Origin of the sequence: Paenibacillus glycanilyticus NBRC 16618 (genome assembly GCF_004000805.1) — a bacterium.
Taxonomy (GTDB): domain Bacteria; phylum Bacillota; class Bacilli; order Paenibacillales; family Paenibacillaceae; genus Pristimantibacillus; species Pristimantibacillus glycanilyticus.
Map to the genome: position 1 here is coordinate 116,131 of NZ_BILY01000011.1, position 23,732 is coordinate 139,862.

A 23,732-nucleotide genomic window follows, 5' to 3' on the forward strand; every position below is an offset into this window, starting at 1 on the left:
TGGCTTTAGGGCGAAAAAAAAGACCGAGCAGGTTTATATATCTGCTCGGACATGGCGGTTTCTTCACGAGCTGGGCGAAAGGCTTCAGCTCTTTTTGAGTTGCAGGTTAAAGGCAAGGGCGGAGCATCAAATGATTCTGGAGAAACGTAGTGGTCGCTTTTGTGAGGGGATTCCAATCCTATTGGAATGGTTCAAGGAATCCCCGAGCAATGGCGATCGGAAGAACATTTGAGGCGCAGCGCGCGATCAATTAACCTACCCACCGCATACGAAAAAAAGCTGGCCTACTCGGCCAGCTCGTACTTCTCTTGGTGCGCGTTAATACTAAACAAAATACCGATACACAGCATGTTAAGCAGCAGCGAAGTACCGCCGTAGCTGATGAATGGCAGCGTAATACCGGTGATCGGCATAAGCCCAATCATCATGCCGATATTTTGGAAGATCTGAAAGACGTACATGGAGGCGATCCCGATTACGATAAACGCAGCCCGATTATCGTAACATCGGAAAGCGATTAGTATCATCCTATATATCAATAGGAAGTACAGTAATAGCAGGATCGCAGAGCCCTGGAAGCCAAACTCCTCCCCGATTACGACAAAAATCGAATCGGAATAAGGATAAGGAATGAACTTCCCGTTAATCATATCGCCCTTCAAATACCCGTCGCCGCTGAGGCCGCCGGAACCGATCGCTATCTTGGCATTTTCCGATTGATGCTTATCATCGGATGACGCCTGGCTTGGGTCCAGGAACGTATTGATCCGTTTGTACCAGTGCTCCTTGTGATGGTCCTTCAGATAAGATTCAATCTCGGAGTTAAACATCGTAAACAAGGAGATAGACAATACGACCGCCGCAACAACCGCGGTCAAACCAACCAGCACGTGGGTATATTTGACGTTGCCAATCCAAAGCATCCCCAAGACGATAACGATATAAATAATCGCGTTGCCAAGGTCAGGCTGGATCATGACGAGCAGGAACGGCAAAAACGCAAAAGCAGCGATGGGAAGCAAGTCCTCGATAAAGGTTAATCGATCCCCCTGCCGGCGGCCCATTATATAGGCAATACCGATAATAATAATAATCTTCATAATCTCGGCAGGCTGAAACAAGAAGCCGCCCGGCAGTTTGAACCAACCGGACGCGCCGTTAATGTTTGCCCCGAAGAAGAAGACCGCGATAAGCAGTGCGACTCCGATACCGTATAAAACGTACCAGCTTTTCAGTAATATGCGATAATCAAAGACGGTAGCCGTTATAGCTACTAAAAAACCGGCTATATAAAAAGCGACTGTTTTCACATCATAGTTGTGATAAAGCGGGTTGTTATGCGTAGCGCTTCTAACCAGAACGGTACTAATGCCCATCAGGCAGACCAAAATGGCTACGATGCCCCAGTCTATCTTTTTCAGCTTGTTTAGCACAAGGCAATCATCCTATTCCAAGAAACTTGCGGAAGCGTTTGAAGGCACCGGCCTTCTCATCGAGCAGCATAAGCGGAACCATATCCCCCAGTATGCGGCGAGCGATATTGCGGTAAGCGATAGCGGCACGCGAAGAAGGATCCATCACCGTTGGTTCTCCGGAATTGGCAGCCTTGATAACCTTCTCGTCATCAGGGACAATCCCAAGCAGATCAACGGCGAGCACTTGGCAAATTTCATCAATATCAAGCATTTCGCCGTTCTTCACCATGTTCTGGCGAATCCGGTTAATAATTATTTTGGATGGAATCTGCTCTTTCTCGAGCAGTCCGATAACACGGTCAGCATCCCGTACCGCGGCATTCTCCGGCGTTGTTACAACAATCGCGCGATCCGCGCCTGCAATCGCATTGCGGAAGCCATGCTCAATGCCTGCCGGACAATCAATGATCACGTAATCGAAATCCTTCTTGAGCTCGAGTACCATATCCCGGACTTGATCCGGCGATACGTCCTGCTTATCCTTGGTTTGGGCAGCAGGCAGCATGTACAGCTCTTCAAAGCGCTTGTCTTTAATCAAAGCCTGATTAAGCCGGCAGCGTCCTTCGGCTACATCAATCAGGTCATAAATAATTCGATTCTCAAGTCCCATTACAACATCCAAATTACGCAATCCGATGTCGGTATCGACCATACAAACCTTTTTGCCAAGCAAAGCAAGTGCCGTACCTAAATTAGCCGAGGTCGTCGTTTTACCGACTCCACCTTTGCCTGATGTTACAACAATCGCCTCTCCCATGCATGAACACCCCTTATACCTTAATCGGATTATTGCGTAAACGGAATAATTGCGTCATTTTGTCAATCTGCATGTTTCCCTCATACAAATAAGCGAATTCCATGGCTGCATCCCCGGACATCCATTCCTCCGGAGGACGGCTGATGACATCGGCAATTCGAAGCTGGGTTGGACGCATAAGCGAAGCGGCGATAATGACATCCGTTCTGCCGTTTACGCCTGCATGGGCGACACCTCTCAGTGCGCCCATTACGTATATATCTCCGCTGCACAAGATTGTACCGCCCGGATTGACATCCCCAGCTAGCAGCAGGTCACCGTCATGCTCTATCGTTTGGCCGGAACGGATAATTCCCGTTATAACATGAGGGCCGGCGGGAGCCGTATTAGCTCCATCCTGCATCGCAGAGGACGATTCAATCGACTGAACCATTAAATTGCCCTGCGAGCGAATGACCGATTTGATCCGTTCCTTCTCATCCTCGCCAATCTGCCTTGTCCCAAGTTTCACATGCACGTGCACGAGCGGGCCGGTCAGCAGCTGCTGATGCGTTTTCTCAAGCTTATACTGCAGCTCGTCAAGCAAAACCGCAAATTCGCACTTATCGTCGAGAAGGAACACGAGACCTTCCTTGACACCTTTTATCATAATATGCTGCTTCTCGGTCACGTCTGTCCCTCCCCAACGTAATCCATTCTTTTCACGGAGTGCAAATTCCTGCTTCCTGCCTATAAATTATTCTTCCTCCGAATCCGGATTCAGCTTCAAATGGCTCTCGAAAAGACGCCTTGCCGGTACGTAGACCGCCAGCGCAAAGACCAGCTGAAGGAACAGGCTTGGCAAAATATGATCCATCAGCGCCCAGGCATACGTTTCTTTCGTAATCCGGAAAACCATATTTACGAAATACACGATCGTGTCGTACAGAATAGAGCCGAGGCCAACCACGGACAACGCCGTGAGCAGCGTGCTGCGCCGGCGCTCCAGCAGTACGCCGGTATAGTATCCGATAAGTCCCATGGAAAAGGCGTTAACACCCATTAAATGTCCGAAGTAGACGACATCCTGCAGAAAGCCAAAGCTTATTCCGAAAAATAAAGCCCGGTGCCGACCGCTGTATAAGGCTGCGAAAACAACAAAAACGAACATAAAATGAGGAACGATTCTTCCCGTCAGCTCAATCGGAATAAGCCAAGGCATGATAGCGCCCTCTATGATAAATAGGAGCAGCATGACAAGAATAAGCCGGTTGATGCCTTTGTCGCCCATCTTATTCATCTCCCGATTCCGTCGGCTGAACGACGAACACTTCGGTCAGATGATCGAACTTGGCTGCCATTTTAATCGTAGCGGTATGGGTAAGGCCAAAATCGCCGACCTGCCTTGTTTCTACCGTACCGATCACGAGACCGCGAGGGTAAACATTGCCGAGTCCGGATGTAATAACCGTATCGTCAACAATCATTTTATCGTTTTCGGCAATTTTGGTCATAATGAGGCGATCTGTTTCCTTATCATAGCTGCCGACAATGCCAAACGACTCGTTCTCCCTGCCGAGAACCGTTGCCGCAATGGCGTTTGACGTTGGAGAGGTGTCATCCAGTTCCGTAAGCGGAGTTACCGTTGCCGTGTACGGGCGGACATTGCTGACAAGTCCAACAAGCCCGTCAATTGTCGTTACGGCCATATTGGGCTTGATTCCGTTCTTGGAACCAAGGTTTATAACCATCGTATGATTGTATGGATCGTTATCAATTGCAATAACTTGGGCAATCAAATAATTGTATTTGTACATGTTCTTCTGTCGTTCCGTAAAGTGCAGCTCTTTCTGCAGCCGCTCGTTCTCCTTCTGGACAAAATTATAATTAATTTTGTCCCGCGCGTAAGCAGCAGCCGTCAGCTTCAGCTGTTCGTTCTCCTCATGCAGCGTCTTGAGCTCGCGAATGTCCTCAAAGAAGCCCGCTACTAATCCAGCGGGCTTGTAGAACCATTGCTGCGCGAATCCAACAGAATCGCCGAGAAATTTCTCGGGCCAAGTCAGCTCCTTGCGGTCGCTTAGCGAGAAACCGATAACCGCAATGAACAGGATTAATCCGATCATAAGCATAAACAACCGCTTATTTCTTAGCAGCTTAAACAGTTTTAATCACCTGCCCGTTCCATATCCTAACCGCTCTGGTTCTCTTATCGTTTCGAGCGGGAAGATCCGCCTTTTTTGAACAAGTGAATGTGGTCAAGCGAACGGCCTGTACCAATAGCTACGCAATCAAGCGGATTATCCGCTACAATGACAGGCATTCCTGTCTCGCGTGCCAGCAGCTTGTCCAGGTTGCGAAGCAACGCTCCGCCGCCAGTAAGCACAATACCGCGGTCCATAATGTCGGCAGACAATTCAGGCGGGCATTTTTCCAGCGTGATTTTCACCGCGTCTACAATCGAATTCACCGTGTCCATCAGCGCTTCCGTAACTTCTTCCGATGTAATAGGCAGCGTTTTAGGCAGACCGGTTACGAGGTCGCGGCCGCGGATTTCGATCGATTCGGAAACATCGAACGGAAGCGCCGTACCAATCTCCATCTTCAGCTGCTCGGCTGTTCTTTCGCCAATCATCAGATTATAGAAACGTTTGATATATTGGATAATCGCTTCATCCATTTCGTCGCCCGCTACGCGGATCGAACGGCTAGTAACGATACCGCCTAGCGAAATAACGGCAACTTCCGTTGTACCTCCGCCGATATCGACAACCATGCTGCCTGTTGGCTCCCAAACAGGAAGATCAGCGCCGATTGCGGCTGCAAACGGCTCTTCGATCGTATACGCTTCGCGAGCGCCCGCTTGCTTGGCCGCATCTTCGACAGCGCGTTTCTCTACCGCGGTAATGCCGGACGGTACGCAAACCATAACGTTAGGATGCTTAGGAAACAGCGATTTTTGCTTTTGCGCGGAACGAATAAAATATTTGATCATTGTTGCGGTTGTTTCGAAATCGGCGATAACGCCGTCTTTCATCGGACGAACGGCACGAATGTTGCCCGGTGTTCTGCCGATCATTTTTTTCGCTTGTTCGCCAACCGCTTCAATCGTTTTTGTGTCAGTACGCAGAGCTACAACAGACGGCTCTCTTACAACAATACCTTTTCCTTTTACAAATACGAGCGTGTTTGCAGTACCCAAATCAATTCCCAAATCTTTCGAAAAACCACCAAACATGTTAATGCTCCCTTCTAATTGCGACAATCCTACTTATTATATTACATGTAACCATGTTCCTTCAAACTGATAAACCTTCCATCCCCGATGACCAAATGGTCCAGCACTTCAATCCCCATCAGTTCACCAGCCTCCACAAGGCGCTTCGTTAATGTGACGTCCTCCGGGCTTGGCATAGGGTCTCCGCTCGGATGATTATGAACACAAATAATTGAAGCACTGCCGGCTTTCACGGCCGCTCGAAAAACCTCTCTTGGATGAACAAGAGACGCATTAAGCGTACCAACCGATAGCGTTTCCCGGGCAATAATATGGTTCTTCGTATTCAGAAACAGGCAGACGAAGTGCTCCTTTTTCAGGTAGCGCATCTCTTCCATCACATAGTTCGCAGCATCCTGCGGTTTACGTACCGTCACAATCTCGCCTTGTCCGCTCCGTACAATACGGCGTCCAAGCTCGATTCCGGCCCGCAGCTGGACCGCTTTTGCCGGTCCGATCCCTTTTATAGCCGTCAGCTCGCTCATGCTCATATCGAGCAAATTGCGCAAGCTTCCGCATTCTTTCAATATTTTACCAGCCAAATGCACAGCCGATTCTTGCTTTGTACCCGTACGCAGCAGAATCGCAAGCAATTCGGTATGGCTAAGCGCTTCGGCCCCATATTGCATCATGCGTTCTCTTGGTCGCTCTTCATGGGGGACATTTCGTAACAGATTGCCTTGCTCCATGTCCGTCCCTGCCTCTTCCAGCTAAAATGATATGGCATTACTTGGTGTTATGTCCAAATCAAGGTCACTTCATGAAAAGTTAATCTAGAAAACCTGAATTTCGTATTGAGCAAGCATGTCCGACAACAGAGACACCGGCAGGCCAACGACATTAAAATAACAGCCGTCAATCTTCTCGACCAGCGTTGCGCCAAGTCCCTGAATCCCGTATGCACCTGCTTTATCATCGGGTTCGCCCGTTGCGATATACCGCTTCAGTACTTCATCTCGCATCGGCTTCATATAAACCTTCGTCATCCGATGCGCGGAAGTCTCGGCACCGGTCTCCGCAACCACGCAAGCCACTCCCGTATAAACTTCATGCTCTCGTCCTTGAAGGCTCTGCAGCATGGACAATGCATCTTCATGGTCCTTCGGCTTGCCAAGCACCCGGCCGTCTACAACAACAATCGTGTCTGCTCCAACCACGAGAGAACAATTCTCTTCCCGGCGTTCCTTCAGAATAGCTGCGGTCGCGTGCGCCTTGCGGAGAGCCAGCTGCTCGACAATATGCGCAGGCGCCCAATCGGAAGGTACCGACTCGTCGGCATCAGAGGACAAAATATAAACCGGCAAGGAAAGGCCCAGGGATGCGACCAGTTCCTTCCGGCGCGGTGACGACGATGCCAGCACAAGCTGGCTGATCGGTTTAGTCGATTCATACTTGCTCAAAAGTCCCACTTGCTCCTTCATTTCCGGCCGTGTGTGGCCGGTTTACATTTTACGATATAACCAAATAGCGGCTAGAGCGCCAATAATACTGAACAAACTAATTTGAACATGTACATTCAGATCCAGGCTGAGCACATACAGATCAACGGCAGGAGACCAGGTTGTATCGATTGTTTTGGTCAAAAAAGAGATTCCGGATACCGGCTCAAGCCATCGCGCAACGAGTGCGCCGGCCACTAAGCCCAGCACGAGGAAAAGCAATAAAATCCAGCCGTTTTTCTTCATTATTCAACGCCTCTCGCCATTTATTGACACCTGCTCCCTATTATACTTAGGTTCGATTTCGTTTACAATGCGTTGATCGATTCATACCATTGTTTTTGCGTTGCGACCGCGTCCATCAGCGCGTCCTGGACAGCCCACAAATGCGATTGCGACGGCTTTTTATCGTATTCCTCTAGCGATTTGGCCGCTGTATTCATAGATTGAATTAATTTTATGAGAAATGCTTTTCCGGACTCATCCGTTACGCCTGCCTGCATCGCTTTTACGCTTCCCGTCCACTTCTGATACTCGGTTTTCCAGGATTCGGCAGCGGCGGAGCTAAGCGGCGACAAGCTTGGCTGCTCCAGCTGCGTTAAGGCCAGTTCATCTAGCATGCCGATCAGACCGATTGTATTGTTCATAAATGCCGCTGCCGCTTTGGCGTCTCCCGCAAACGGGAACTGCTCGGGCACTTGAATGTCGATCTGCTTGATATAGACGGGAACATCTTCGCCAAGATCATTGCTGAGGGCAAGCGCCCGATCACGGTCTATCGCCATTCCGGCATATACCCGGTAGTCGTTAGCCGTTTGCAGACCGGCAGCAGCCAGCCCTTTATCCGACAGTTCCTTAATGGCAGCGTCTCTGCCTTCCGTGTTGCTGAATACCCCGTATTGAAGCAGCTGATACGACTGAAGCGGTATGTCCAGCTTCACCCGGCCTGCCGCCTGACCAGTCGAAGGACTGGACGTGCTTCCATTCGTATTCGTTTTACCCCCGCTTGGCGACGCGCTAGGATTCGTTACGGATCCGTTAACGGGATTGGCCAGCTTATTATTGGAATCGGATTGATCCGGCGTATTCGTAAACAGGGAGAGCAGCAAGTAGCCGAACAACGCACCCGTTGCCAGCGCTCCGGCTACGGATAGAAACACTTTGATCCAGGATGGAGGTGCGGAATAATTATGAACGGGACCGGACCAGCGATTTGCCTTCTGTCCATTGTTATTCAGGTTCAGGTTCAGGTCCAGCTCCGGATAATGCTGAAGCTCGCCCCAAGGATCGGATTCCTGTTGCATAGGCACGGCATGCATCTCAGGCTGTACGGACTTTGGTGGTGCGGACTTTGAAGCGGACTTTGGTTCGGACTGCGGGATCGACTCTGCCGCGGGTTGCGCCTTTTGACGGGGATGCCACTGCGCGGGTCGCTGCGGCTGCTTGGCTGTCTGTCCAGGCTTCGGCTGAGAGTCAAGAACGGCCGAGTCTTGAACAAGCTTTGGCTTTGTTACCGGTAGAGCGGCGGGAGCTGCCTGCCTCTTCTCCGCTGCTGGAGCCGGTTTTGGATCCGTCTCGCGAATCAGATCCTCAAGCGCGCTGACATCCTCTTGGAACGGACTCATCCAGGGACTAAACGGGCTTTCCGCAGTCTCATATTCGGTTTTGGCATAGAGAGGCACAATATTCGAAGGCTTGCCCTGCTCCCGTTCCGGGGCTTGCTGAGGCTTAGCGCTGATTTCCTTGCGGCCTTTGTCTTCAACACTCTGGCCGGTACGGTCAAATCGGTAAGTGATCCGGTTATTCTTGTTCATGTCATTCTCTCCTTGTCCCGTTCTTCTACTGCTACTCTATGAGATTCGATAGAGAATTATGATAGATTTGCCTGACTCGCTCACTAAAAAAACGCCCTGAAAAACCTCGTTCGAGGCTTTCAGGGCGTTCTTCGCCATGCTTGATTTATGGTTTATGCTTTTGCTTTCAGCGTCTTCGCAAGCGCATCCGCCGTTTTCCAAATGTCGCCTGCACCCATCGTAATAACAAGATCGCCTGGAGCAACCTTGGCGGTCAAATGCTCCAGCACCTCTTCTTTCGTCGGGATATAAGACGTGTTCGCATTGCTGTTTGTCTTGATCATCTCAACCAGCTTCCGGGAATGAACCCCTTCAATCTGCTGCTCGCCAGCCGGCGAATAGATATCCGTAATGATTACCTCATCCGCCTCCGGGAATGCCCGGCTGAACTGCTCCAGCAGGAAGAAGGTGCGCGTGTAGCGCTGAGGCTGGAATACCGCAATAATACGCTTACCCGTTGCTTTTGCTGCGCTTATCGTTGCCTGAATCTCCGTCGGATGATGCGCGTAATCGTCAATGACCAGAATGTCATTCACTTCGCCAAGCACCTGGAACCGGCGTTTCGCTCCGATAAATTCGTGAATGGCTTCCGCAACCTTATCAAAGGACAGCCCTGCTTCCAGGCAGGTAATAACCGTTGCCAGCGCGTTGTACACATTGTGGCGGCCCGGAACGGACAATTCGATGGTGCCAAGCGTCGAACCGCGATGCGTCATTTCAAACGATACCTTGCGGTCGCCAAGGCTGATATTTTCCGCTTTATACTCGGCATCGCCGTCGATGCCGTAAGTAATCAGCTTCGAGGCTGTGTCCGCATCAAGCTTCGGAAGCAGCTCGGTGATCGTCTCGTCGTCCGCGCATACAATCGCCTTGCCGTCTGTCTTCACCTGGGACAGGAATTTGACGTACGCCGCTTTCAGCTTGCCGAAATCACCGTCGTAGTTCTCCAGATGGTCAGGCTCAATATTCGTTACAATAGCAATGCTTGGGTGATACTGCAAGAATGAACCGTCGCTTTCATCCGCTTCCGCAACGACGTATTCGCCTTTGCCGGCTTTTGCGTTCGTTCCCACATTGACGATCTCGCCGCCGATAATATAAGTTGGATCCGCATCGCATTTTTCCATAACAAGCGCGATCATGGAGGAAGTAGTCGTCTTCCCATGCGCTCCGGCTACGGCTACGCCTTTGCCGGCATTCATGAGCCGCGCAAGCATTTGCGCACGGTGCAGCACCGGAATATTCAGCTCTTCCGCTGCCACCCGCTCGACATTGTCTTTCGAGAGCGCCGTCGAATAAACGACAAGATCGGCGCCTTTGACATGCTCCGCCTCATGGCCGATATAGATTTGCGCGCCTTTCGCCGCAAGCTTCTCCGTCAATTCCTGACGGGCTACATCGGAACCGGTAATTTTATATCCCATTTCTAGCATAACGCGGGCGATTGCGCTCATGCCGTAACCGCCGATTCCGATGAAATGAACATGTTCTGCCGTATTCAAAGACGGTTCACCAACCTTTTTCAGAATCCGAGTTGTACAATATGCGGGAGCGAACGTCACCTATCAAATAAAGCGTACCAGTCACAACCCCAAGGTCTGTTTCCCCGGTCAATTGTTGCAATTTGCGGAGGCCTTCGCGCCAATCCTTCTCCACGATAAGCTCAAAGGAAGACTCCGCGGGCTTCACATCGCGGACAAGATCGGCTAGAAGCTCCGCATCAAACTTGCTGCGGAAATCAGGCTCGGTCACGATAAGCGTATCCACTATTGGTAGTATATGCTTTAGAACATCCCGATGATTCTTATTCTCTACCATCGCCATCATGACGTGAAGACGGTCATACCGGTAAGTCGAGCGAAGCGCCTGCACAAGCGATTCAGCGCCTTCCGGATTATGCGCTCCGTCAATCAGAATGCGGGGCGAACGGGATACCATTTCGAGACGTCCCGGCCATTTCGCCTCGCGCAGCCCGTCTGCGAGAGCGTCGTCTTCTACGATCAATGCGTAATATTGACGAAGCACTTCAAGCGTCATGACAGCAACGGCGGCATTCGTCCGCTGATGCGCGCCATTAAGCGTAATCGTGAGCGGTTCAATCGAACGGAACATGCCTTCGAAACGGAAGGTTTGCTCATCCTCTTCGCTGGACAGCTCCTTGATGTTGAACTGCTCGCCTAACAGATACAGCGTACTCTTCTTCTCCGCTGCCGTCCGCTTCACAACCTCAACGACTTCAGGCTGATCCACTGCGCTAACTACCGGAACGCCGGCTTTAATAATGCCGGCCTTTTCGGAGGCTACAGCCTCAAGCGTGTTGCCAAGCCGGTCCATATGGTCATGGCCGACATTCGTAATGACGGAGATGATAGGCGTAACGATGTTCGTCACGTCCATTCTTCCGCCGAGCCCTGTTTCCCAAACGACGTAATCCGGATAAGTAACGGTCGCATAGAACAGAATGGCAAGAGCCGTAGATACTTCGAACATCGTAGGCGAGCCGAACTCCGTCTCCGCTAATTCCTCTACATGAGGCTTAAGCACATTGGCTAGACGAAGGAGAGTCTCTTCTTCGATGTCCTTGCCGTTATATTGGAACCGGTTTGTGAATTTCGTAATGTAAGGCGAAGTAAACGTCCCTACGTCATATCCGCATTTCATCAATACGCTTGTTAAGTACGCGCAGGTTGAACCTTTGCCGTTCGTACCGGCAATATGAATAAATTTGAGCCTGCGGTGAGGGTTATTCAGTCTCTCCAGCAGCTGCTCGATACGGTCAAGACCCGGGCGGATTCCGAACGGAATAAGCCCGTTGATCCAATCGACCGCTTCCTTATAGGAACGAAGCATGTCGCTTCGTTCCGTTTCTGTTCCGTTTTCGATCATCGTAAACGTCCTTCTTCCATCAGATCATTAGCTGCGCAGCTCTTCGATGCGCGCAAGAACCTTATCGCGTTTGCTTGCGTAGTCTGCCATTTTGGCGCGTTCTTCATCAATGACTTTAGCCGGTGCCTTCGCAACGAAACCTTCGTTACTAAGCTTTTTCTCCACGCGCTCTACTTCGGAGCTCAGCGTTGCCAGCTCTTTCTCGAGACGGGCGATCTCCTGCGAAATATCGATCAGTCCCGCAAGAGGCAGGTAAAGCTCCGCACCGGTTACGATTGCCGTCATTGCTTTATCCGGAGCGGCCAGGCCAAGACCGGTCTCAAACGACGAAGTGCCGCAGAAACGTCTGATAAATTCCTCGTTGCGGCTGACAATCGCAGCCTCGGCTTCACCGGAAGGCTTGATCATCAGTTCAACTTTCTTGCTCATCGGTACATTCACTTCCGCGCGAACGTTACGAACCGCGCGGATGATATCCATGAGAAGCTCCATCTCTTTTACCGCTTCAGGCGCTTCAAGAGCCTCGTCGTATACCGGCCAAGCGGCAACGGTAATCGATTCGCCTTCATGCGGCAGATGCTGCCAGATTTCTTCGCTGATATAAGGCATAAACGGATGAATCAGACGCTGCGTACGGTCAAGCACATAAGCCAGAACCGACTGCGTCGCGCGTTTTGCCTGCTCATCCGTGCCGTACAGGTTAAGCTTGGCAAATTCGATATACCAGTCGCACAGATCATCCCAGATGAAGTTGTACAAAATGCGGCCGGTTTCGCCGAACTCGTAGCTGTCGATCAAACGGGTCGCTTCGCGCACCGTTTCGTTCAGGCGATGCAGAATCCAGCGCTCAGCCGTACCGAGATTGCTCTTGATATCGATGTCGGAAGCCGTAAAGCCTTCAAGGTTCATCAGAGCGAAACGGGAGGCGTTCCAAATCTTGTTCGCAAAGTTGCGGGCCTGCTCGACCTTCTCGATCCGGAAGCGCAGATCCTGACCCGGCGTGCTGCCCGTCGAGATCATGTAACGCATCGCATCGGCACCGTAGTTCTCGATGACGTCAAGCGGGTCAACGCCGTTGCCAAGCGATTTGGACATTTTGCGTCCTTCCGCGTCGCGAACGAGACCATGCATCAGTACGTCCTTGAACGGGATTTGATCCGTGAACTCAAGCGCCGTAAAGATCATGCGCGCAACCCAGAAATAAACGATGTCGTAGCCCGTTACAAGAACATCCGTCGGGTAGTAACGTTTGAAGTCTTCCGTTTCTTCCGGCCAGCCGAGCGTGGAGAACGGCCAGAGCCCGGAGCTGAACCAGGTATCCAGAACGTCTTCGTCCTGACGAAGCGATGTGCTGCCGCAAGCCGCGCAGGCCGTTACGTCCTCGCGGGCAACATGCATCTCGCCGCAAGATTCGCAGTACCATGCCGGAATACGGTGGCCCCACCACAGTTGGCGGGAAATACACCAGTCGCGGACATTTTCAATCCAGTTCAAATAAATTTTCTCGAAGCGATCCGGTACGAAGTTAACGCCATTGCCGGATTTTTGCGCTTCGATCGCGCGTTCAGCCAGCGGCTTCATCGCAACGAACCATTGCGTCGACAAATACGGCTCAACAACCGCGCCGCTGCGCTCGCTGTGGCCAACCTGATGCACGTGGTCCTCGATGCGGATGCAAACGCCTTGCTCCTGCAGATCCTTCACCAGCTTCTTGCGGCATTCCGCACGGTCGAGACCTTGATAAGGACCCGCATGCTCGTTCATCGTGCCTGTCTCATCCATGACGATGATTTGCGGCAGGTCATGGCGCAGGCCAACCTCGAAGTCGTTCGGGTCATGCGCAGGCGTAATTTTTACAGCGCCGGATCCAAAATCCTTCTCCACGTAATCATCGGCAATAATCGGAATCTCGCGGCCAACTACCGGCAGTACGAGCATCTGGCCAATCAGATGCTTGTAACGCTCGTCTTCCGGATGGACCGCTACGGCCGTATCGCCAAGCATCGTCTCCGGACGCGTTGTTGCAACGGTAACATAACCGCTGCCGTTCTTGAGCGGATATTGGAGATGGTACAGATGTCCGTTCAGCTCTTTGTACTCTACTTCAATATCGGACAAAGCCGTACGCGCGGCCGGGTCCCAGTTAATAATCTTTTTGCCGCGGTAGATAAGGCCCTTCTCATGCAAACGGACGAATACTTCGCGTACCGCTTTGGACAAACCCTCGTCCAATGTAAAACGTTCGCGGGAGTAGTCCAGAGACAGTCCCATTTTGCCCCATTGCTCGCGAATGGTGTTCGCGTATAGCTCTTTCCAGTCCCACACCTGCTCCAGGAACTTCTCGCGGCCTAGGTCGTAACGGCTCAACCCCTGTTCGCGCAGCTTCTGTTCTACCTTGGTTTGGGTAGCAATGCCCGCATGGTCGGTGCCAGGCAGCCACAGCGTGTCAAAGCCCTGCATCCGTTTGGTGCGGATAATGATATCTTGAAGGGTGAAATCGAGCGCATGCCCGATATGAAGCATCCCCGTAACGTTTGGCGGCGGGATTACGATCGTAAAAGGCTTTGCTTCCGGGCGCTGGCCCGCCTTGAAAAATTGACCCTGCTGCCAGAAGTCGTACCACTTCTGCTCGGCTGCCTTCGGATCGTAAGTCGTCGGCATTGTTGTCTTGTCTGACATCTTTACATCCTCCTAAAATGAATTGCCAAACTAGGTTGTTTATCAACCGTTTGTGGTGATTCATGCTTCGAAAGCATAAACCAAATGAATTGCCAAACTAGGTTGTTTATCAACCGTTTGTGGTGATTCATGCTTCGAAAGCATAAACCAAAATTTTACTTTGCAAGCATTGCCATTCCTGTCATTGCATGGATAGAAATACAAAAAAACCTTCCGCCCTTATAGCAAAGGACGAAAGGTTATCTTCCGTGGTACCACCTTTGTTCCGCACCTCAGACAAGCAAGCGCGGCACTCAAACAGATAACGGCTGCGGCCGGCTTGAAATAACGGATGAACCCGCTTCATTCAAGCAACTCCGGGGCGACAAGCGAAGCAGTAAATTCCTGCGGTACCTTTCAGCGTTACAGTCCCGCTCTCTGAAGGCTTGGCTGCTTACTCTTCCCCTTCAACGTCAATATATGTTGAAAAAAATCAGATATAGCATATTTTATCCAAGATGTCCCCGAAAGTCAACTTGCGTCTACGCCTAATTAGTGGCCCATCATCATTGGCATATCGGCTTTTTCCGTGCTTGCGCCTTCCGCGCGCTTCGGCTTCGAGAGCAGGAACCCGATCAGCGTGCCAACGACGCCGATAATCGTCAGAATTAGGAATGTATCTCCGTAAGAGGAAGCCGCCACATGGGAAGCAATCACTGGCGTGATATCGGCAGGATTCGTAATTCCCCCAGCCGCCATTTCGGAAGTCATGTAATGCTCGGTGCGTCTTGCCAGAATCGTTGCAAGTCCAGCTACCGCAAAGGATGTCATAACCTGCTGGGCTGCGTTTGTCAGGGAAGTTACGCGGCTGACCAGCTCGGGAGGAGCCGATTGAATAATATGCGTATTCAGCGGCATCATCGAAAGCCCCATACCCGCTCCAAGCAGAATAAGCGGCAAGATATACGAGCCTACCGTTGCGTCGGACGAGATGTTCGACAAGAGGAACGCGCCGATCGTTACGATTGCCAGACCGCTCATGACTAGCGGACGGGCGCCAATCTTGTCAAACAGCTTGCCGCCAATCGGCATAAAGACCGCTGCGGCCAAAGCCTGCGGAAGCAGGATCAAGCCGGTATCGAGCGCAGAGTAGCCTTTGGCCGTCTGCAGGAACAGCGGGAACAGGAACAAGGTGCCAAAGAGGGCGATCTGGGATACCCATTGAACGACAATCCCTTTGGAGAAATCCGCCGATTTGAACACGCGAAGCTCAAGAAGCGGCTGTTTGCGGTTCAATTCCACGATAATAAAGATGATAAGCGAGACGCCGCCTACGATAAGACCGGTCAACGTTTTCGCGGAGCCCCAGTCCGTACCGCCCTCGCTAACGCCGTAAGCAAGACCGGCAAAAGCCAGCGGAGCAAAAATCATGCCAAGCACGTCAAGCTGAGGTACCGTTTGGCGGGCCAAAGCCGGCAAGGTGCGAAGACCAAGGAAAACCGCCACAACGCCTACAGGGATATTAATAATAAAGATCCAGTGCCAGGTTACGTAGTCGACCAGCCAGCCTGCAAGCACAGGTCCAAGTGCAGGCGCGAGAAGCATCGGAATACCGATCATGCCCATCACGGCGCCTTGTTTGCCCGGAGGGCTTAAACGGTAAGTAAAGGCCATCGCAATCGGGGCAACCATGCCGCCGCCTAGACCTTGAATAATACGGAAAATAATCAATTGTTCAGCCGTTGTCGCAAATGCGCAAAGCGCGGAGCCAATCGTAAACAGAACGATCGAAGTCAAATAGATTTGCTTCGCGCCGAAACGGTCGGATAACCATCCGGCAAGCGGAATAACGGCAGCCTGCGCCAGCGCATACCCCGTTACCGTCCATTGAATAAGCGACAGGCTTGCTCCCCCGAAATCTTCGCGAAGCTTAGGGATCGCTACGTTCATCGCCGTGCCGTCGAGAATGACCATGAACATCCCCACAATGATCGCAAGTAGCGGTACCATTATGGATTTGATAGACATGGAGCTGTTGTTTGTTGCTTCAGTCATAAATTCCTCTCTCCTCCTAAAACATATTGAAGTAATTCTTGCTCGGCGGCAAGTTACTTTCTCTCTATTGCAAATCCGCTGACGCCTTGACCTCTTTACTATCCAGCAGTAAAATGAGTTAGGCGCAAGACGACTGCGGACAATTGTCCGCTAACGTATGATAACGGACAATTGTCCGCTTTGTCAATACAATCATGCTTTATTTATTTTTCATGAAATGGAGGGTGCGCGCATGACCGATAAAAAGAAGGACTCGCAAGAGGTTAGCAAGATGATTCTGCAAGCCGCAAGGTCCCTTTTTGCCGAACACGGCGTTGAAGCCGTCAGCATGCACCAGATTGCTAAATCCATTCAAATTGGACAAGGCACGCTGTACAGGCGTTATGCGAATAAATCCGACTTATGCATGGACCTGATGAATGACACCTTCGAGGATCTGATGGAGGAATTCCGCCGGCTGCTCGAGCCATTGGCGGATAAGCCTGTACTGGACAGATTGACAGTCGTTCTCCGGCGTCTAATCGTATTCTCGAACGACCAGCTGGAATGGCTGAATGTTATTAAGGTGAGCAAAACCTGCAAGCCGGATGACCTGGACTTCTATGAAAGTCCAAACTACCGGAAGCTAAATAATCTGTTTCTATCTCTCCTTCAAGAAGCGCAGCGCAAAGACGAAATTATAGCACTTGTTCCCGAATTTACGGCCCATATGCTGATCAGTGCCATGGCTCCCGAATCTCTTATCTATTATTCGAAGGTACTGGGTTATTCGATCGAACAGATTGCGGACAACTTCTGCATGACCATGTTGAACCCGCTGTTCAAGACGATGTAATAAAAGCTCCTCCGTCAGCCCAGAGAAAGGCTGACGGAGGAGCTTTTTTAGTTAGGGAATATAGAGAAGCTGGCCTTCCGCGACGGAAGATTCGTTCAAGCCGTTATACAGCAAAATCTCGCGAGGATTGAGGCTGTATCTGACCGCAATCGACTCCAGCGTCTCGTCTCTTTGGACGATGCAGACACGGATTTTGCGGAATTCGTTCTCCTCCGACTGTTTGCCGAGGAATAAGGTCTTCCACTCGATATCGTCGCCGGATGAGCGGGTTTTAGCCTGCTCGGCTTGCTTGGCTGCAACCTCTTCGGCCGCCTGTCGCGCAGCCTGCTCGCGCTTGCTCGTTTGCAGCAGCGTCATCAGACCAACATTGGGCGCTTGCTCCGGATTGTTTTCCGGCTGCTTACTGCCGACGCCTATCCGAATCTCCTGCTTCTCGTTGTCCGGCACGCGGGGAGCCTCCGGCTGCGCCTGCCATTCCGCTTCGCCTGCCGAGTCTCCGCCGAAGGAAGCAAATGCCTCCTCGTTAGGCTCATCCGCTTGTTCGGCAAAGGACTCCTCCTGCCATTCTTCTTCGCTTTCCTGTTCGAACTCGTAAGTATTCTCCCTCTGCGAAGGCGGAGGCGCCTGTGGAGGAACGGTTGGCTGATAGAACGAAGCAGCATTTTGTTGATTCGCAGGTTGATAGGACTGCGCTTCGGGCTGGGTTCCAGGCTGATTGGCCGGCTGGCTCGATTGGAACCACTGCGAAGCAGACCAGCCGCTGTCCCTCGGCGAAGCCGAAATCGTGACGGAAGCATCCGCTTCTTCGACTTCGTCTATCCCTTCTTCCTGCTCCTCTTCCTCGAATGCCTCGAAGCTTTCTTCTTCCTCTTCTTCCTCGAACTCTTCTTCCTGAGCTCTTTGCGTTCCAGGAAGCTGGCCTGCATAGCCCGTAAAATAAGGCTGCTGCGTCACCGACTGCCACGTTTCCTGAGGCTGGGCCTCAATGTCCGATTGCGCCTCTGCCTCGAAATCGGATTCCTCATTCGAAGCCTCGCGCTCATGAACGACCGTTATCGGCTCCTCCCGCCATGCCTCTTCCGCATCGGGAAGCGGTTCAACGAGTATACCTCTAAGCGATAACACGCCGGTCACGTTAAGCGTCCGCGCGGACAATAAATCTACGTCAAAATTATCGATTTCTACCGAAATGTCGTCGAGCCGAGATACCCGGTTGAGCGGCAGCGTAATTTCGACCGGAATCCAGTGCTCCAGCGTCTGCAGGCTTCCTCCGTCCGATTGGCCGCGATACACGCCGTTTAAGAGCAGCTGCCCTTTCAGCACCGCATGATCACCCTGCTCAATCACCTGAATACGCGGGGTTAGTTCAATTTCCTCCAGTTCGTCAATCGCCGCTACCTCATCCGGCAAATGAATACGCTCATACAAATCAAATCGCAAGCCTTTGGATTGATCTGTCACGCGATATCCTCCCTCCCAATACCATAAATGAAAAGCAAATGCCTAAAGCTTGGGCTAAAGTTACATTCACTACTATCTATATGGCGCGGAAATAAGGCGCATGACTATCAATTTGTCCGTCTGCCCAGCTTGTCAAGAAGATTCGCAAGCCATTCGGGCTCCGCTGCGGCCGCTTCTACGAAATCACCCGTCCATGGATGAGGAAAAAGCAGCCGTTCGCCATGGAGCGCCTGATGCTGCAGCAGTCTCGTATCCCCGCCGTACAGCTTGTCGCCAAGCAAGGGATGGCCAAGATGGCTCATATGCACGCGAATTTGATGGGTTCTGCCGGTTTCCAGACGCAAACGGACAAGAGTAGCATCCGAAAAAGCGCGAATGGTTTCATAGTGGGTAATAGCCGGATCGCCGCCGGGCGTTACGCGTCGCCTTGAAGAATGATGACGGTCTTTACCGATTGGAGCGTTTATCGTGCCGGACGGCTTTTTCACCTTTCCTTGGACGACGGCAAGATAACGCCGATCAATCCGTTTCTCGCGCATGGCTTCATCCAGCACCCATTGGGCAAGATCATTCTTCGAATACAGCACCGGACCGGATGTATCGTCATCCAGACGATGATTATGCCGGACGGGAAGCGGATCCCCTTGCTCCAGCAGCCATCGCAACGCCGCTTCATCCAGTGTACCGGTCTGACCGGCATGGGATTCGTGAACCGGCATACCCGCTGGCTTGTTAAGGACAAGGCAGAAGTCATCCTCGTAGAGGACCTCCGGTGCCTGTGCTAGAGAGGAATAGCCGCTGCTCTTTACTTTGCGGTATAACGGATCCGAGACGGGGTCTACCGGCGGGAAAGCTAGGAGGCGAATCCTCTCTCCCTCCCAACCGATACCGCCAACCGAGAACAGACGGTTAATCCATTTTGCCGGAAATAAAGAACAGGCCAGCAGCCATTGCCGCACAAGATGCGGATGACTGCCGGCCTCCGGAATGGAAAGCTGCTCCGTTAGCTGCCCGGAAGCCGAATCCTTGCCTGTCGTCTGCCCGGCCAAATCCGCCGGCAGAAGCGACAGCCATTGCCCCTCGCGTCGATAAGGACGTTTATGCATGGATATCGAACCTTCCTGTTCTACATTTATTTATAAGCTTGCAAGCGCCTGGTCATGGACGGCAATCGTTGCGTCGATATCCTCGTCCGAATGGACGGCGGATACAAACATGCCTTCAAACTGCGAAGGAGCAATACTTACGCCCAGATCAAGCATTGCAGAGAAGTATGCTTTGAATTGTTCAAGATTAGACGTCTTGGCCGTCTCGAAGTTAATGACATGCGTATCGGTGAAGAACGGACATACCATCGAACCAACCCGGTTAATCGTTGTTGCAATGCCATGCTTGGCGGCATTTTTCTCAAAGCCGAGCTGCAGACGGACGGCTTGACGCTCGAGCAGCTCGTAAGTTTCTTTCGTTAACAGCTTCAACGTTGTATAGCCGGCTGCCATTGCAAGCGGGTTGCCGGACAAGGTGCCGGCTTGATAGATCGGACCGCTTGGCGCGATCATTTCCATGATCTCGCGTTTGCCGCCGTAAGCGCCGACTGGCAGACCGCCGCCGATCACTTTGCCGAAGCAGGTCAAGTCCGGCGTAACGCCGTACAGACCTTGCGCGCAGCTGTAATTGACGCGGAAGCCGGTCATAACTTCGTCAAAGATGAGCAGGCTGCCGTATTGCTCCGTCAACTCGCGGAGCCCCTGCAGGAAGCCCGGCAGCGGCGGGACAACTCCCATATTGCCCGCTACGGGCTCGACGATAATGCAGGCGATCTCTTCGCCGAATTTTTCGAAGGCTAGCTTAGCCGATTCCAGATCGTTATACGGAACGGTTATCGTTTGGGAGGCCACGCCTTCGGGAACACCGGGGCTGTCCGGAAGGCCAAGCGTGGCTACGCCTGAGCCGGCTTTGATAAGCAGGCTGTCGGCATGCCCGTGATAGGAGCCTTCAAATTTCAAAATTTTGCTGCGCTTCGTATAACCGCGCGCAAGACGCAGCGCACTCATCGTCGCTTCCGTACCGGAGTTAACCATACGGACGATATCAACGGACGGAACGCGTTCAACGACCAGCTCGGCCATCAGAGTTTCCAGCTCGGTTGGCGCGCCAAAGCTTGTTCCTTTTTCCGCTGTTTTCTTAATCGCTTCGATCACTTCGGGATGGGCATGCCCCATGATGAGCGGTCCCCAGGATCCCACATAATCAATGTAGCTGTTGCCATCGATATCATATACGCGGCTGCCTTTTCCGTGATCCATATAAACCGGGTTAAGACCTACGGATTTGAATGCGCGCACCGGGCTGTTCACGCCGCCGGGAAGCACCTGCTTCGCACGGGCGAAAGCCTCTCTCGAACGGTCATCGCGTCTGTTGCCAATCGATCTGCTCATCCTTCGTTATTCTCCTCTCAGCCAGCGCGAAGCATCCTTCGCATGGTAAGTAATGATCAGATCCGCGCCGGCGCGCTTCATGCTGATCAGCTTCTCAAGCACAATCGCCTTTTCGTCAATCCAACCGTTTGCCGCAGCGGCTTTCACCATGGCATACTCACCGCTTACGTTGTAAGCAACGATCGGCAGATCAAAGCTGTCGCGAAGCTGGCGAACGATATCGAGGTAAGAAAGGGCAGGCTTGACCATGAGCATATCCGCGCCTTCGAATACGTCGGAATCCGCTTCGCGCAAAGCTTCGCGGGCATTGGCCGGGTCCATCTGATACGTCTTGCGGTCGCCGAACTGCGGCGCGGACTTCGCTGCATCCCGGAAAGGACCGTAGAAGGCGGAAGCATATTTAACCGAATACGACAAAATCGGAACATGGCTGAAGCCCGCTTCATCCAGTCCTTCGCGGATAGCCGATACAAAACCGTCCATCATGTTCGATGGAGCAATCACGTCCGCACCCGCTTCCGCCTGGGAAACGGCCGTGCGAACGAGCAGCGACAACGAAGGATCGTTATCCACAACCGCCGTTCCCGTAGCTTCATCCAAATGCACCATGCCGCAATGTCCGTGATCGGTAAACTGGCAGAGACAAGTATCCGCCATAACGATCAGCTCAGGCGCCCATTTCTTGATCAGGCGCGTAGCTTCCTGAACGATTCCGTTCGGATCATAGGCCGAAGTACCTTCGGCATCCTTATGGTCAGGCAGACCAAAGAGCATAATCGTTTGAATGCCAAGGGAAGTAATCTCGCGAATCTCCGCTTCCAGAAGATCAAGGGAGAAGCGGTATACGCCGGGCATCGAGCTAATCTCTTCTTTGATTTTCGTCCCGTATTTCACGTAGATCGGATATATAAAATCATTCGCCGTCAGTACGGTTTCGCGTACGATATTGCGCATAGCGGCCGATTGACGCAATCTGCGGTGTCTCACAATGGGAAATGCCATTTCAAATTCCTCCTCTAATCCTGCTAGCGATGGGTATGCGATAATTGCCGGTAATTAAGACGGATCAGCCTTCAAACGTTTGGTGATTTGATGCTGAACCAATGCTTCAACCAGTGCTTCGATTGTAGCATCCTCCGGTTCAATGGTAACGGAAAGTCCGGCTTCGGAGGCCGTCTTCGAAGTCACGGGGCCAATGCTGGCCACATCGATGCCGGTCAGCTGCGCGACCGGATCCTCGAATCCGTTCCTGCGAAGCACCTCAAGCAGATTCGTTACCGTCGAGGAGCTTGTGAACGTAATCGCGTGAATTTCCCGGTTGCGGATCCATTCAAACGCCTGTTCATCCTGCGAATCCGCAATCACCGTCTCGTAAACATCCAACTCAATTGGGACAAGACCCTTAGCCTTCAACTCAAGCGGCAAAATCTCGCGCGCGAGATCGCCACGCGGGAGAAGAACCTTCTCTCCCGGCTTCAGCTGGCCTTCCAGCTGTTCGAGCAATCCTTCCGCCTGAAACTTGGCCGGCAGCTGATCCGCAATCAAGCCACGCTTGCGCAGAGCTTCCGCGGTCCGTGGACCAACCGCCGCAATACGGGCGGCATGGAAGCGCCGGATATCCATGTTAAAGCGATCCAGCCAGTTGAAGAAGTACTCTACCCCGTTCACGCTCGTAAACATGATCCAATTATACGACTCCGCATCCGCAAGAGCGGTACGGATCGCTTCGGCAGCAGCCTCCTCCCGGGGCTCGCGCGTCTCAATTACCGGCAGTTCGCAAGGCTCGCCGCCAAGCTCTTCAATCCGGTCGGCCAAGTCGCTGGCTTGTGCCCTGGCCCGCGTGACAAGCACACGCACCCCAAAGAGCGGCTTTTGCTCGTACCATTTCAGCTTGTCCCGCTGGAGAACCACATCGCCGACAACAATAACCGCCGGCGGCTGGAAGTTCGCCTCTTTCACGATCCGTTCAATCGACTCCAGCGTGCCGACAATCGTCTGCTGCTCCACGCGGGTCCCCCAGCGTATAAGGGCAACCGGCGTTGTTCCCGGCTTGCCGTGGCGGATAAGCTGCTCGGCGATATAACCGATCTTGGCTACACCCATCAAGAAAATAAGGGTGCCCGTCGCATTGGTCACCTTGTCCCAATGGATGGAGCGGTCGAGTTTCTCCGGACTCTCATGCCCCGTAACAATAGATAAGGAAGAAGCCAGGTCCCGGTGAGTCACCGGAATACCGGCATAAGCGGGCACCGCGATTGCCGACGTAATGCCCGGAACAATCTCGAACGATACGCCATTCTCCTGCAGCAATTCCGCTTCCTCGCCGACACGGCCGAAGATCGTGGGATCCCCGCCTTTCAGCCTTGTGACCGTATGCCCTTCCAAAGCCAGATCGACAAGCAGCTGGTTAATCTCTTCCTGCTTCATCGTATGGCGGTCAGGAAGCTTGCCGACGTAAATTTTACGGGCACCTTCCTTCATATATCTAAGCAGCCTTGGGCTCGCCAGGCGGTCATAAACAACAACGTCGCTTCGTTTCAGACATTCCAGTCCGCGGACCGTAATAAGCTTTGGATCTCCCGGTCCGGCGCCAACGAGATAGACAACTCCTTTATTCATCGC

Annotated in this window: 20 protein-coding genes and 1 other annotated feature; of the genes, 1 reads left to right on the plus strand and 19 read right to left on the minus strand. The window is 52.2% G+C overall.

The annotated features are described in order from the left end of the window. Positions 1–284: 284 nt before the first annotated feature. The 14 genes from PGL01S_RS11350 to PGL01S_RS11415 form a co-directional block, all read right to left on the minus strand. A complete protein-coding gene (locus PGL01S_RS11350; protein ID WP_127494584.1) occupies positions 285–1,433 on the minus strand; it encodes an FtsW/RodA/SpoVE family cell cycle protein in 1,149 nt (382 codons plus the stop codon). Positions 1,434–1,440: 7 nt separating this feature from the next. Then, positions 1,441–2,232: a septum site-determining protein MinD gene (minD, locus tag PGL01S_RS11355; protein WP_127494587.1), complete on the minus strand. Its 792-nt coding sequence runs from the start codon at positions 2,230–2,232 to the stop codon at positions 1,441–1,443. 13 nt (positions 2,233–2,245) lie between these two features. Continuing rightward, entirely contained in the window at positions 2,246–2,902 is a 657-nt protein-coding gene (gene minC / locus PGL01S_RS11360; protein WP_174806553.1) for a septum site-determining protein MinC, read from the minus strand. A gap of 66 nt (positions 2,903–2,968) precedes the next feature. Beyond that, positions 2,969–3,502 carry a rod shape-determining protein MreD gene (gene mreD / locus PGL01S_RS11365; RefSeq protein ID WP_127494589.1) on the minus strand — a complete coding sequence of 178 codons (534 nt, stop codon included), beginning with the start codon at positions 3,500–3,502 and terminating at the stop codon, positions 2,969–2,971. Between the two features lies 1 nt (position 3,503). Further along, positions 3,504–4,340, minus strand: coding sequence for a rod shape-determining protein MreC (gene mreC / locus PGL01S_RS11370; RefSeq protein WP_127494592.1), 837 nt, complete (start codon positions 4,338–4,340; stop codon positions 3,504–3,506). A 77-nt stretch (positions 4,341–4,417) separates the two neighbouring features. Continuing rightward, positions 4,418–5,446 (minus strand): rod shape-determining protein, encoded by a 1,029-nt coding sequence (locus PGL01S_RS11375; RefSeq protein WP_127494594.1) that lies wholly within the window; start codon positions 5,444–5,446, stop codon positions 4,418–4,420. 41 nt (positions 5,447–5,487) lie between these two features. Then, positions 5,488–6,174 carry a RadC family protein gene (gene radC / locus PGL01S_RS11380; protein WP_127494597.1) on the minus strand — a complete coding sequence of 229 codons (687 nt, stop codon included), beginning with the start codon at positions 6,172–6,174 and terminating at the stop codon, positions 5,488–5,490. An 84-nt stretch (positions 6,175–6,258) separates the two neighbouring features. Continuing rightward, positions 6,259–6,885, minus strand: a complete 627-nt coding sequence (locus PGL01S_RS11385) for a Maf family protein (RefSeq protein ID WP_244935567.1) — start codon at positions 6,883–6,885, stop codon at positions 6,259–6,261. 42 nt (positions 6,886–6,927) lie between these two features. Then, positions 6,928–7,170: a DUF4321 domain-containing protein gene (locus tag PGL01S_RS11390; RefSeq protein ID WP_015845986.1), complete on the minus strand. Its 243-nt coding sequence runs from the start codon at positions 7,168–7,170 to the stop codon at positions 6,928–6,930. A gap of 62 nt (positions 7,171–7,232) precedes the next feature. Then, positions 7,233–8,738 (minus strand): SPOR domain-containing protein, encoded by a 1,506-nt coding sequence (locus PGL01S_RS11395; protein WP_127494603.1) that lies wholly within the window; start codon positions 8,736–8,738, stop codon positions 7,233–7,235. 152 nt (positions 8,739–8,890) lie between these two features. After that, positions 8,891–10,279: a UDP-N-acetylmuramate--L-alanine ligase gene (gene murC, locus PGL01S_RS11400; protein WP_127494606.1), complete on the minus strand. Its 1,389-nt coding sequence runs from the start codon at positions 10,277–10,279 to the stop codon at positions 8,891–8,893. A gap of 7 nt (positions 10,280–10,286) precedes the next feature. Next, positions 10,287–11,663: a bifunctional folylpolyglutamate synthase/dihydrofolate synthase gene (locus tag PGL01S_RS11405; RefSeq protein WP_127494609.1), complete on the minus strand. Its 1,377-nt coding sequence runs from the start codon at positions 11,661–11,663 to the stop codon at positions 10,287–10,289. Between the two features lie 27 nt (positions 11,664–11,690). Further along, complete coding sequence (locus PGL01S_RS11410; RefSeq protein WP_127494611.1) at positions 11,691–14,342, minus strand: valine--tRNA ligase; 2,652 nt, start codon at positions 14,340–14,342, stop codon at positions 11,691–11,693. A 224-nt stretch (positions 14,343–14,566) separates the two neighbouring features. Further along, positions 14,567–14,801 (minus strand) — a binding site (T-box leader). A 72-nt stretch (positions 14,802–14,873) separates the two neighbouring features. Beyond that, the gene (locus PGL01S_RS11415) at positions 14,874–16,376 is read right to left on the minus strand and encodes an MDR family MFS transporter (RefSeq protein ID WP_127494614.1); all 1,503 of its coding nucleotides are present in this window, start codon (positions 16,374–16,376) and stop codon (positions 14,874–14,876) included. Positions 16,377–16,608: 232 nt separating this feature from the next. Here PGL01S_RS11415 and PGL01S_RS11420 point away from each other — a divergent pair, with 232 nt between their 5' ends. After that, positions 16,609–17,211 (plus strand): TetR/AcrR family transcriptional regulator, encoded by a 603-nt coding sequence (locus PGL01S_RS11420; protein WP_164775443.1) that lies wholly within the window; start codon positions 16,609–16,611, stop codon positions 17,209–17,211. A 51-nt stretch (positions 17,212–17,262) separates the two neighbouring features. Here the strand turns inward: PGL01S_RS11420 and PGL01S_RS11425 are convergent, their stop codons facing one another. From PGL01S_RS11425 to cobA, 5 genes are all read right to left on the minus strand, one after another. Then, positions 17,263–18,672 (minus strand): LysM peptidoglycan-binding domain-containing protein, encoded by a 1,410-nt coding sequence (locus tag PGL01S_RS11425; protein ID WP_127494619.1) that lies wholly within the window; start codon positions 18,670–18,672, stop codon positions 17,263–17,265. A gap of 107 nt (positions 18,673–18,779) precedes the next feature. Then, positions 18,780–19,778 (minus strand): RluA family pseudouridine synthase, encoded by a 999-nt coding sequence (locus PGL01S_RS11430; RefSeq protein WP_127494621.1) that lies wholly within the window; start codon positions 19,776–19,778, stop codon positions 18,780–18,782. Between the two features lie 30 nt (positions 19,779–19,808). Further along, a complete protein-coding gene (hemL, locus tag PGL01S_RS11435; RefSeq protein ID WP_127494623.1) occupies positions 19,809–21,110 on the minus strand; it encodes a glutamate-1-semialdehyde 2,1-aminomutase in 1,302 nt (433 codons plus the stop codon). 6 nt (positions 21,111–21,116) lie between these two features. After that, positions 21,117–22,112, minus strand: a complete 996-nt coding sequence (hemB, locus tag PGL01S_RS11440; protein ID WP_127494625.1) for a porphobilinogen synthase — start codon at positions 22,110–22,112, stop codon at positions 21,117–21,119. Between the two features lie 54 nt (positions 22,113–22,166). Beyond that, entirely contained in the window at positions 22,167–23,729 is a 1,563-nt protein-coding gene (gene cobA, locus PGL01S_RS11445; RefSeq protein ID WP_127494627.1) for a uroporphyrinogen-III C-methyltransferase, read from the minus strand. Positions 23,730–23,732: the final 3 nt, after the last annotated feature.

Coding starts and splice junctions, on each gene's coding strand:
- PGL01S_RS11415 (WP_127494614.1), bottom strand. CDS start 16,376: ATGACTGAAGCAACAAACAACAGCTCCATGTCTATCAAATCCATAATG.
- PGL01S_RS11395 (WP_127494603.1), bottom strand. CDS start 8,738: ATGAACAAGAATAACCGGATCACTTACCGATTTGACCGTACCGGCCAG.
- PGL01S_RS11430 (WP_127494621.1), bottom strand. CDS start 19,778: ATGCATAAACGTCCTTATCGACGCGAGGGGCAATGGCTGTCGCTTCTG.
- cobA (WP_127494627.1), bottom strand. CDS start 23,729: ATGAATAAAGGAGTTGTCTATCTCGTTGGCGCCGGACCGGGAGATCCA.
- PGL01S_RS11375 (WP_127494594.1), bottom strand. CDS start 5,446: ATGTTTGGTGGTTTTTCGAAAGATTTGGGAATTGATTTGGGTACTGCA.
- mreD (WP_127494589.1), bottom strand. CDS start 3,502: ATGGGCGACAAAGGCATCAACCGGCTTATTCTTGTCATGCTGCTCCTA.
- PGL01S_RS11390 (WP_015845986.1), bottom strand. CDS start 7,170: ATGAAGAAAAACGGCTGGATTTTATTGCTTTTCCTCGTGCTGGGCTTA.
- PGL01S_RS11410 (WP_127494611.1), bottom strand. CDS start 14,342: ATGTCAGACAAGACAACAATGCCGACGACTTACGATCCGAAGGCAGCC.
- minD (WP_127494587.1), bottom strand. CDS start 2,232: ATGGGAGAGGCGATTGTTGTAACATCAGGCAAAGGTGGAGTCGGTAAA.
- PGL01S_RS11405 (WP_127494609.1), bottom strand. CDS start 11,663: ATGATCGAAAACGGAACAGAAACGGAACGAAGCGACATGCTTCGTTCC.
- radC (WP_127494597.1), bottom strand. CDS start 6,174: ATGGAGCAAGGCAATCTGTTACGAAATGTCCCCCATGAAGAGCGACCA.
- mreC (WP_127494592.1), bottom strand. CDS start 4,340: ATGCTTATGATCGGATTAATCCTGTTCATTGCGGTTATCGGTTTCTCG.
- hemB (WP_127494625.1), bottom strand. CDS start 22,112: ATGGCATTTCCCATTGTGAGACACCGCAGATTGCGTCAATCGGCCGCT.
- hemL (WP_127494623.1), bottom strand. CDS start 21,110: ATGAGCAGATCGATTGGCAACAGACGCGATGACCGTTCGAGAGAGGCT.
- PGL01S_RS11420 (WP_164775443.1), top strand. CDS start 16,609: ATGACCGATAAAAAGAAGGACTCGCAAGAGGTTAGCAAGATGATTCTG.